The sequence below is a fragment of the Umezawaea sp. genome, from assembly GCF_036375055.1.
Classification (GTDB): domain Bacteria; phylum Actinomycetota; class Actinomycetes; order Mycobacteriales; family Pseudonocardiaceae; genus Umezawaea.
In genome coordinates, this window is the sequence record NZ_DASUSQ010000131.1 from 19413 (window position 1) to 27962 (window position 8550).

At 73.7% G+C, this 8550-nt stretch carries 12 protein-coding genes; 6 read left to right on the forward strand and 6 right to left on the reverse strand.

The features are described 5' to 3' along the window. Positions 1–72: 72 nt before the first annotated feature. The 4 genes from VFZ92_RS32765 to VFZ92_RS32780 form a co-directional block, all read right to left on the reverse strand. The gene (locus VFZ92_RS32765) at positions 73–1173 is read right to left on the reverse strand and encodes an FAD-dependent oxidoreductase (RefSeq protein ID WP_330880104.1); all 1101 of its coding nucleotides are present in this window, start codon (positions 1171–1173) and stop codon (positions 73–75) included. Between the two features lie 69 nt (positions 1174–1242). Further along, the gene (locus tag VFZ92_RS32770) at positions 1243–1461 is read right to left on the reverse strand and encodes a hypothetical protein (protein WP_330880106.1); all 219 of its coding nucleotides are present in this window, start codon (positions 1459–1461) and stop codon (positions 1243–1245) included. Between the two features lie 42 nt (positions 1462–1503). Further along, the gene (locus VFZ92_RS32775; protein ID WP_330880108.1) at positions 1504–2478 is read right to left on the reverse strand and encodes a glycosyltransferase; all 975 of its coding nucleotides are present in this window, start codon (positions 2476–2478) and stop codon (positions 1504–1506) included. Positions 2479–2691: 213 nt separating this feature from the next. After that, positions 2692–3132 (reverse strand): helix-turn-helix domain-containing protein, encoded by a 441-nt coding sequence (locus VFZ92_RS32780; protein WP_330880111.1) that lies wholly within the window; start codon positions 3130–3132, stop codon positions 2692–2694. A 67-nt stretch (positions 3133–3199) separates the two neighbouring features. Between VFZ92_RS32780 and VFZ92_RS32785 the strand changes: the two genes are divergently transcribed. Then, entirely contained in the window at positions 3200–3655 is a 456-nt protein-coding gene (locus VFZ92_RS32785) for a PaaI family thioesterase (RefSeq protein ID WP_330880113.1), read from the forward strand. Here the strand turns inward: VFZ92_RS32785 and VFZ92_RS32790 are convergent, their stop codons facing one another. Together VFZ92_RS32790 and VFZ92_RS32795 are read right to left on the reverse strand one after the other, a co-directional pair. Continuing rightward, positions 3656–4009, reverse strand: a complete 354-nt coding sequence (locus VFZ92_RS32790; protein WP_330880115.1) for an STAS domain-containing protein — start codon at positions 4007–4009, stop codon at positions 3656–3658. 189 nt (positions 4010–4198) lie between these two features. Beyond that, positions 4199–4672: a MarR family winged helix-turn-helix transcriptional regulator gene (locus tag VFZ92_RS32795; protein ID WP_330880117.1), complete on the reverse strand. Its 474-nt coding sequence runs from the start codon at positions 4670–4672 to the stop codon at positions 4199–4201. A 93-nt stretch (positions 4673–4765) separates the two neighbouring features. On the opposite strand from VFZ92_RS32795, the gene VFZ92_RS32800 reads away from it, so the two are divergent. The 5 genes from VFZ92_RS32800 to VFZ92_RS32820 form a co-directional block, all read left to right on the forward strand. Further along, positions 4766–5998: a PP2C family protein-serine/threonine phosphatase gene (locus tag VFZ92_RS32800; RefSeq protein WP_330880119.1), complete on the forward strand. Its 1233-nt coding sequence runs from the start codon at positions 4766–4768 to the stop codon at positions 5996–5998. 194 nt (positions 5999–6192) lie between these two features. Beyond that, complete coding sequence (locus tag VFZ92_RS32805; RefSeq protein ID WP_330880121.1) at positions 6193–6576, forward strand: MerR family transcriptional regulator; 384 nt, start codon at positions 6193–6195, stop codon at positions 6574–6576. Between the two features lie 55 nt (positions 6577–6631). After that, on the forward strand, positions 6632–7006 hold the full coding sequence (locus tag VFZ92_RS32810) for an STAS domain-containing protein (RefSeq protein WP_330880123.1): 375 nt from the start codon (positions 6632–6634) through the stop codon (positions 7004–7006). A 41-nt stretch (positions 7007–7047) separates the two neighbouring features. Then, positions 7048–7638: a DinB family protein gene (locus VFZ92_RS32815; RefSeq protein WP_330880125.1), complete on the forward strand. Its 591-nt coding sequence runs from the start codon at positions 7048–7050 to the stop codon at positions 7636–7638. 157 nt (positions 7639–7795) lie between these two features. After that, a partial coding sequence (locus VFZ92_RS32820) for a HAMP domain-containing protein (protein ID WP_414720083.1) occupies positions 7796–8550 on the forward strand: 755 nt, incomplete at its 3' end.

Sequence of the window (8550 nt, forward strand, 5' to 3'; positions counted from 1 at the left end):
CAGGCGGCGGGTGTCCGGTTGCGACGGTGCCGTTGTCCACTCGAAAGGGTGGAGTCCGGCACCGCGAGCGGATCAGAAGCGCTCGAACCGGAAGGGTTCCAGCGCCCCGTCCTGGTCCTCGCCCAGCACCTCGGCGGCGACCAGGTCTCCCGCGTGCACGCTCAGCGTCGCACCGCTGTGCGAGACGGCGAAGTGGAAGTTCGGCAGCGCGAGCGCCCGGCCCAGCACGGGCAGGCCGTCACCGGGGATCGGCCGCTCGCCCACCCGCACGCTCTCCACGGCCGCGTCCCGCAGTCCGGGGTAGAGCGCGCGGCCCGCCACGAGCACGTCGTCGACCGCCGACCGGTCGACGGTGACCTCGCCGGTGTCGGACACGCGCACCGCGCCGTCGCCCTCGTGGCTGTGCAGCAGCAGCCGCCCGGCGCCGTCGGGCCGCAGGTGCACCCGAGGGGCGTGCACGACGCGGGAGACCCACACCGCGACCGGCGCGGTGCAGACCAGCACGCCGCGGGTGTTGTTCATCGGCAGCGCCAGACCGGCCATCGCGGCGACCTCCGCCGCCCGCGGGCCCGCGCAGTTCACCACCGCGTCCGCGGCGAGGCGGCGCCCCGACGCGAGGCGGACGGCGCGCACCGCCCCCGCGCTCGACTCCACGCCGGTGACGGCGTCGCCGCGCACCACCTCGGCGCTGCGCGACACCGCCGCCGCGAGCAGGTGGCCCACCAGCCTGGTCGGCTCGATCCAGCCCTCGCGCGGGAAGTAGGCGATCCCGTCCTCCGGCACCCGCGCCGGGTCGAGGTCCGGTTCCAGGCGCAGCACGTCCGCCCGGTCGAGCCAGCGCGCCTCGTACCCGTAGTCCAGCAGCCCGGCGACCTTCCGGCGCAGCTCCTCGGCCCCGGCCTCGTCGGCGGCCCACTCCAGGTTCCCGCCCTCGTGGTACCAGTCGCCGAGGGTCGCGAGCCGCCGGTGGGCCTCCATGGCCGCCACGCTGAGGTCGTGGTAGGCCCTGGGCTGCTTGCCGCACGAGTTGGTCCACGAGAACGTGGCGCCGGAGGTGCCGCCCGCGGGCGCGCCCGCGTCCACGACCGTGACGCGGGCGCCGCGCCGGGTCAGCGAGGCCGCCACCGCGGCACCGTACACACCCGCACCGATCACGACCACGTGCTCGAACATCCTCGCAACGTGGCACGGCCACCGGCCGCAGTCAACCGCCGGAAGTCGTTGCGGGTCAACGACTTCGACTCAGGTGGTCTCCTCGGAGCGGCGGTGCTCGCGGTCGGCCGGGTCCTCCGGGACCGGCCCCTGCTCACCGTCGGGCACCGCGAGCAGCGCGTTGCCCCGGTCCTCCGACTCCCGCAGCACGGCCTCGGCCTGCGCGCGGGGATCGGCGCTCCCGCCCGCGGACTCCTCCTCGGGCAGCAGGTGGGCTCGGGACGCGACCTCGTCCTCACGTGGGCTCATGATCCCGAGTCTGCCACCGGTCGGCGGCGCGGGCAGGTCGGCTCAGACGTGGTCGGGCAGGCGGCGGGCCACCTCGGCCGGTGACGGCATGAGCGCGATCTCCTCGGCGACCGCGCGGGCGGCCTCGCGGTGGCCCGCGCGCCCCAGCAGGGACAGGGCGTGGTCGGTGACGGCGTCCGCGCTCACCTCGGTCGGGTGCAGGCTCAGCCCGGCGCCCGCCGCCGCGACCGCGTCGGCGTTGGCGAACTGGTCGGCCCCCTGCGGGAGCAGCAGCTGGGGCGCGCCGGCGGCGAGCGCGCCGAGCGTCGTGCCGCTGCCGCCGTGGTGCACGACCAGGGCGACGTTCGGCAGCAGGTCGGCCTGCGGCACCCAGGCCTCCGCGGTCACGCCGTCCGGCAGGTCGCCGAGTTCCCGCACCGGCACCCGACCCGTGGCGACCACCACCCGCGCGCCCAGCGCGGTCAGGCCCCGGACCGCCGTGGTCAGCAACTCCGCCGTGCCGAACGCCGTGCCGAGCGTGAGGTAGACCAGCGGTCGCGACCCGCTCGGGGCCGTCCACCCGCTCGGCGTCGAGTACGGCACGGGCCGCAGGGCGATCCGGTCCGCGGTGGCGAGGAAGCCCTCGTCCTGCAAGGACGGCGGGCAGATGTCCAGGTGCGGGGCACCGGGCGCGGGCACCTCCAGCCCGATGCCCTCGGGGAACATGCGGCCGAACCCGTGCCACAGGCCGGGGATGCCCGCCCGCCGCGCGGCGACGGCTCCCGCGGGCAGCCCCCACTCGTGCACGACGAGGTCGGGCTCCAGCCGAGCCAGCTCGGGCTCCAGGTCCTCCGCGTAGATCTCGTAGAACGAATCGGCTGGTCGGAACGGGCGCAGTCCGTTGGCCGCCAGCGGCGCGTGCACGGCGTCCCCGACGGCGTAGTGCACCTCGTGGCCCGCCTCGCGCGCGGCGACCGCGAGCGGGATCAGCGGGTAGGTGTGGCCCACGGAGGCGAGGCTGGTGAACAGGACGCGCACAGCGCCACCCTAGTGCGGTGGCCGCAGTCCACACCGGGTTTCGCGCGGCTCGGGTGGATCCCTCGCGGCACCGCCCCCACGCCCCCGTACTGCCGGTGCGAGAGCGGTGCCGATGCCTCTTCGCCGGCGGGCGCGGGGGAGGCGGCGCCACGATGAATCGCCCTGAACGGCACGAAACCCGGCAAGGGTTCGTGGCCACCGCACCAGACGTCGTCAGGCCGGTTCGAAGCCGTGGTCCTCGCCGGTGATCCGCTTGCCCGTCTTCTCGTCGAGCACGACCGGGCGCGCGGTCCGGCCCGTGGCGCGGTCGACCAGGCGGGCCGACGGCCGCTCGGGGCCGAAGTGCCGGTGCCCCCACGCGGCCATCGCGGCGAGCACGGGCAGGAAGTCGCGCCCGCTCGCGGTCAGCACGTACTCGTGCCGGGTCGGGCCGGTGGCGTAGACGCGCTGCTCCAGCAGGCCGGACGCGACCAGTCCCTTGAGCCTGCGGCTGAGCGAACCGGGGGAGATCCCCAGGTTCGCCTGGAGGTCGGCGAAGCGCGTGACGCCCGCGGACACGTCCCGCAGGACCAGCACGCTCCACCACTCGCCGACGTGCTCCAGGCTGCGGGCGATCGGGCAGTTCGCGTCGGCGAAGCTGACGTGCTGGACCACCGCGGGCCTCCTCGGGCTTTCGGTCCGGACTTTCCCGGAGTGCAACTACCATGATAATAGTTGAGGCATGACCACCGTTGACCCCACCGCGCTGTCCGGCCTCGACGTGATGCGCCACGCGCAGCGCACCCAGGACGTCGACGCGCCGCACATCGGCCGCCTGCTCGGCATGAGCTTCGACGAGGTCGAGGAGGGTCGCGTCGTGATGTCGCTGGTGACCCGACCCGACTTCATGAACCCGCTCGGCACGGTGCACGGCGGCATCGCCGCCACCCTGCTCGACTCGGTCATGGGCTGCGCCGTGCACTCCACCCTCGCCCCCGGCGTCGGCTACACCACGCTGGAGCTGAAGGTGAACTACATCCGGTCCGCCCGCACCGACGGCAGGCGGCTCGTGGGGGAGGGCAAGGTCGTGCACGCGGGCAGGCGCACGGCCACCGCCGAGGGCCGGGTCGTGGACGAGCGGGGTGCCCTGGTCGCCCACGCCACCACGACGTGCCTGATCCTCGCGCCGGAGGCCTAGTCAGACGGGGGCGAGGTCGGTGGCGGCCGGGAGGTCGACGTCCCAGGTGAAGCCGGTGAGGCTGAGCACGCGCGCCGCGGCGCGGCGGGGGCCGACGATCCGCACGCGGTGGCCGGTCGAGCCGAGGTGGAGGTTCAGCCTGGCCAGGAACGTCAGGCCCGCGCAGCCGAAGAAGGTCGCGCCCGCGAGGTCGACCACGACGTGCGACGGGGCTCCCGCGGCCAGTTCGAGGTAGGCCTGCTCCAGTCGCGCCGTGGCGGCGCGGTCGATGTCGCCGAGCAGGTCGACGCGGGGGAGGTCGTGGGAGCGGGAGAACCGGACCTGTCCGGTGGGCAGCACGTCCTGGATCGTCACGGGTCCGTGCCGCCTTCGTCTCGGGTACCAACTTCATCGTTGCACCACGACAAACGTTGTGACCTCAGTATGCACGTCCGGTGGTGGTAATTCCACTGAGCCCCAGGTGCTCTCGATGTCGGAACGACCCGTGCGCGGGTGTTTCCGCAGCTCACCGTCGGCAACATTTGTCGGAAGACAAAAAAGCGCTCAGGCGCGCCGTTCCCACGAGGTGGCGTCGTGCGCCGCGGCGTTGAACTCCGCCAGCCCCGTGAGCAGGGCTTCCCGACCCGCGGGCGACATGTCGCCGAGGATCAGGGCCAGTGCCTGGCGGCGGTTCCGGCCGACCTCGGCCAGCAGGGCCCTGCCGTCCCTGGTGAGCGCGAGCATGACCTCGCGGCGGTTGTGCACGCTCGCCGCGCGGGTCAGCAGCCCGGCCGCCTGCAACCGGTCGCACAGCCTGCTCGCGGAGGACGGGATGGCGTCGAGCTCCGCGGCGAGGCCGTTGAGGTTGATCTGGCCGTGGCGCTCCACGATGGCCAGGGCCTGCATCTGGGACGGGGACACCCGCGTCTTCGGCGTCCGCTGCGTGCGGTCCCACAGCGCGGTGAGCGCCTCGGCGGCGGCTTCCACGGCCGAGGACACGTCCGCGGTGCGCGGACCTCGACCGTGGCTGCTCGTCATGGCCCCTACTCTGGCACCTCGCCGCCCGCCGGAACAGCCCGGGGTCGAGGCGTCGACGGTTGTCGTCGGTGCGGACCGTACTGTCAGCCTGCTGTGCACGGAGCAGCGCGGGCCGAACGGCCGCGCGCCGACGACCTGGAGGCAACCATGAGCGGCGCCGACGACCGGTTGGTGCGCGCCGAGCGGGCGCTGCGCGCCAGTCCTCCCCACGCGCTGCTGGACGTCCTCGACTCGGTGCTGCGGAGCGACTTCGACGTCGCCGGGTCGGAGCTGCTGCTCGCGGACTACCGCCTGAACGTGCTCCAGCCGGTGACCAGGCTGCCGCACACCGCCGAGCCGATCTCGATCCGCACCAGCGCTGCCGGGCGCGCGTTCACCGCCCAGCGGACGCTGCTCGAACCGGTGCCCGGCGACGGCGTGGCGGCCTACGTGCCGGTGGCGGTGCGCGGTGACCGGCTCGGCGTGCTCGTGGTGACGCTGCGGGAGGTGCCGGGCGACGGTGCCAGGCGGGCGTTGGAGGACCTCGCGACCGCGCTCGGCCACGAGCTGGTCGTCGCCGAGCGGGACACCGACCTGTACCTGCGCGCCCGGCGGCGGGAGCGGCTGAGCCTGGCGGCCGAGATGCAGTGGCAGCTGCTGCCCGGCCGCGGCTGCGCCCGCGAGGAGTACTCGCTGGGCGGGCAGCTCGAACCCGCCTACACGATCGGCGGCGACAACTTCGACTGGAGCGCGTCCGCCGACCACCTGACCGTGACGGTCTCCAACGGCATGGGCAGCGGCATCCAGGCCGCCCTGCTCACCAACCTCGCCATCAGCGCGCTGCGCAACGCCCGCCGGGCCGGTCTCGGCCTGGTCGACCAGGCGTGCCTGGCGGACCAGGCCGTGTACGCCCAGTACGGCGGGGCCGAGCACGTGGCGACCCTGCTGCTGCGCTTCGAGCTGTCGACCGGCCGGGTCGGGGTCGTCGACGCCGGGTCACCCCACCTGCTGCGGCTGCGCGACGGCCGGGTCGAGCTGGTCCCGTTCGAGGAGCAGATGCCGCTGGGCATGTTCGAGAGCACCGAGTACCAGGAGCAGGACTTCCACGTCGAGCCGGGGGACCGGCTGGTCGTGGTCAGCGACGGCGTGCACACCGCCCGCTCGCCGCGCGGTGGCGAGTACGGCGCCACCAACCTGGACCGGATCATCCGCGACTCGCGCAACCTGCCCGCGCCGGAGGCCGCCAGGGCGATCATCACGGAGCTGCTGGAGTACCACGAGGGCACCGACCTGCTCGACGACGCGGTGGTGGTCTGCCTCGACTGGACGGGCACCGTCGGCCACTGACCCCTCTCGTGCCTCGTTCACCTGAATGAGTAAATCTGTGGTGGCTGGTGTAGACATTCGAGCATGGCTGTCGGTACCCTTCTGACCGCTGGAGGAGAGGAAGTCGATGGCGAGGTTCGTGGACCCCGGCGGCGCCGGTACCCCCGAGGGGTGTCCCGCCACCGCCGTCGAGCCTGCCGCCAGGCGGAGGCGCGATGATCCCCGACAACCACGACGAGGCCCCGACCCTGCGCTCGGTGGCCGAGAAGTTCGACGACGACCACTACCCCGCCTACACGACGGGCAGGGCCGCGGAGATGCTGAACACCTCGGCCGGCTTCCTGCGCAGCCTGGACGAGGCGAGGCTGATCGAACCCCAGCGCTCCTCGGGTGGGCACCGGCGCTACTCCCGCCACCAGCTGCGCCTCGCCGCGCGGGTGCGCGAGCTGGTCGACCGGGGCACCGGGCTGGGCGCGGCCTGCCGCATCGTGACGCTGGAGGACCAGCTCCGGGAGGCCAGGGCCGCGGTCGAGCCGCGGCACCCGCCCGGCGAGCCCTACCCACCACTGCGGGGCGTGCCGCCCCACCGACCCGACTGACGGCCGGACCGGCCGCACCGACACGCGGAAGCACACAGGGCAGAGGGGACGTTCCGTGCTGAACAGGTCGAAGGGTGACGTGCTCGTGGAGGTCGACCGCACTCCCCGAGCGTCGATCGTCACCGCGTCGGGTGAGCTCGACGCGACCACCGCGGGCGCGCTGGACGAGCACCTGCTCCTGTTCGCCGCGGGCGAGGCCGTGGTCCTCGACCTGACCGGCGTGACCTTCTGCGACTCCGTCGGCATCGCCTGCGTGCTGGCGGCGCTCCACCGGGGCGTCGACCTCCGCGTGGTCGGCTCCCGGCGGGTGAGCAGGGTGCTGGCACTGGTGGGGAGGGGGCTGGAGGAGCGGCTCCACACCTCGGTGGCGGAGGCGCTCGCCCAACCCGCCCAACCCGCCCGGCGGTACCCCGGCCTCCGTTCCGTGTAGCCGTCCCGCCCGCCGCGTCGCGGACCGAAGGAGTGCCGACCATGACCGGTCCCGATCCCAAGTCGGACCTCCACCACTACCTGGGGGTCGCTCGCGACGCCCTCCTCTGGAAGCTGGAAGGTCTCGCGGAGTACGACGTCCGCAGGCCCCTCACCCCGACCGGCACCAACCTGCTCGGGTTGGTGAAGCACGTGTCCGGGTGCGAGATCGGGTACTTCGGCGAGACGTTCGGCAGGCCGTTCCCCGACCCGCCCGCCTGGCTGCGGGACGACGCGGAACCCAACGCCGACATGTGGGCCACCGCCGACGAGGCGCGCGAGGACGTGGTGGGGCTGTACCGGCGGGCGTGCGAGCACGCCGACGCGACCATCACCGAACTGGCGCTCGACGCGCCCGGTGTGGTGGCCCACTGGCCCGAGGAGCGGCGCCGGGTCACGCTGCACCAGATCCTCGTGCACATGGTCTCCGAGACCACGCGGCACGCCGGGCACGCCGACGTCGTCCGAGAACTGGTCGACGGTGCCGTCGGCGTCCGCAGGGACCTGAGCAACCTCCCTCCCGGCGACCGGCGGTGGTGGTCGGGGTACCGGGACAGGCTGGAGACCGCCGCCAGGGAAGCGGGCCGGGGATGACCGGCCCGCCGCCCCCCGCGGCGGAACCGCTCGTCCGGGTCTCCGGCCCCGGTAGCGGGAACACCTCAACCAGCACGCGGCGTCGAGCCCCCTCCCCGACGCGGAGGGGCTCTCGGCGTTCCCGGCCACGGACCAGGTCCAGCGGAACGAGGGTGGAATGAGTGGCGTTGCGGCGGAAGCCTCCAGACCGGGCACCGTGGAGCACGTGGTCGACCAACCGGGGTTGCGGCAGCTCCTGGCGGGCCTGACCGCCGTGCGCGACGGCGACTTCGGCACCAGGCTGCCTGACGACGCCGACGGGCTGCTCGGCGAGATCGCCACGGTCTTCAACGGCATGGTCGACCAGCTGTCGCTGTTCACCTCCGAGGTCACCCGCGTGGCCCGCGAGGTCGGCACCGAGGGCAGGCTCGGCGGGCAGGCGCAGGTGCCCGGCGTGTCGGGGACGTGGGAGGACCTGACCGACTCGGTGAACGCCATGGCGGGCAACCTGACCAGCCAGGTCCGCGACATCGCGCAGGTCGCCACGGCGGTGGCGCGCGGCGACCTCTCACAGAAGATCGACGTGGACGCGCGCGGGGAGATCCTGGAGCTGAAGGAGACCGTCAACACGATGGTCGACCAGCTCTCCAGCTTCGCCGACGAGGTGACGCGCGTGGCCCGCGAGGTGGGCAGCGAGGGCAGGCTGGGCGGCCAGGCCGAGGTGCCCGGCGTCGGCGGCGTCTGGCGGGACCTCACGGACTCGGTGAACTTCATGGCGGGCAACCTGACCGACCAGGTGCGCAACATCGCCCAGGTCACGACGGCGGTGGCGCGGGGCGACCTGAGCCAGAAGATCTCCGTGTCGGCGCGGGGGGAGATCCTGGAGCTGAAGTACACCATCAACACGATGGTCGACCAGCTCTCCAGCTTCGC